The sequence below is a fragment of the Streptomyces sp. WG5 genome (genome assembly GCF_049974565.1).
Taxonomy (GTDB): Bacteria; Actinomycetota; Actinomycetes; order Streptomycetales; family Streptomycetaceae; genus Streptomyces.
The window spans coordinates 1-909 of record NZ_JBNGGC010000146.1 but is presented as its reverse complement, the minus strand read 5'-3'; the positions used below and the strand labels follow the sequence as shown (position 1 = coordinate 909).

Sequence of the window (909 nt, the reverse complement as noted above, 5' to 3'; positions counted from 1 at the left end):
GGTGTGGTCGTACGGGGAGTTGGCTGGGCGGGTGAACCGGCTGGCTCGTTGGCTGATCGGTCGTGGGGTGGGGCCTGGGGATGTGGTGGGGGTGGCGGTGCCGGCGGGTGTGGAGCAGTTGGTTTCGGTGCTGGGTGTGGTGTCGGCGGGGGCTGCGTATGTGCCGGTGGATGTGGAGTATCCGGGGGCGCGGATCGGCTGGCTGCTGGAGGACGCGCGGCCGGGGCTGGTGCTGAGCACGCGGGAGGCAGCGGCCAGTCTGCCGGAGGGCCTGTCGGTGGGGGTTGTGCTGCTGGATGAGGTCGGCGCCGAAGGTCTGTCGGGTGAGGAGATCACTGACGTCGAGCGGGTGGTGCCGTTGCTGCCTTCTCATCCGGCGTATGTCATTTACACGTCGGGTTCGACGGGTCGTCCGAAGGGTGTGGAGGTTACGCACGCTGGTGTTGCGGGGTTTGCGGCGGGTCTGGTGGATCGGATGGGTATCGGCTCGGGTGGCCGTGTGCTGCGTACGGCGTCGCTGAGTTTCGACGCGTCTGTGCTGGAGCTGGTGCTGGCGTGGGGTTCTGGGTCGGCGCTGGTGGTGCCGGAGGCCGGGTCCGGTCTGGCGGGGGCGGAGCTGGAGGAGGCCCTTGCGCGGGGCGGGGTGACGCATGCGTTCTTGCCGCCGTCGGTGGTGGCGACGCTGCCGGAGGGTGCGTGGGAGCGGCTGGAGGGTCTGGTGGCTCTGGCGGTGGGTGCGGAGGCGTGCCCGCCGGAGCTGGTAGCCCGCTGGGCCCCCGGTCGCCGGCTGATCAATGCCTATGGTCCGACGGAGATCACGGTGGCTGCGGCGATCAGTGATCCGTTGGCCGCGGGTGGGGGCGTTCCGATCGGGCGTGCGGTGCCGGGTGCGGGTCTGTTCGTGCTGGA

General features: G+C 70.5%; 1 protein-coding gene. It reads left to right on the top strand.

Annotated elements, in window-relative coordinates; genetic code table 11:
* Positions 1 to 31: 31 nt before the first annotated feature.
* Positions 32 to 909 (top strand): AMP-binding protein (locus ACP4IX_RS36290; protein WP_426558925.1); only part of this gene is annotated, 878 nt, incomplete at its 3' end.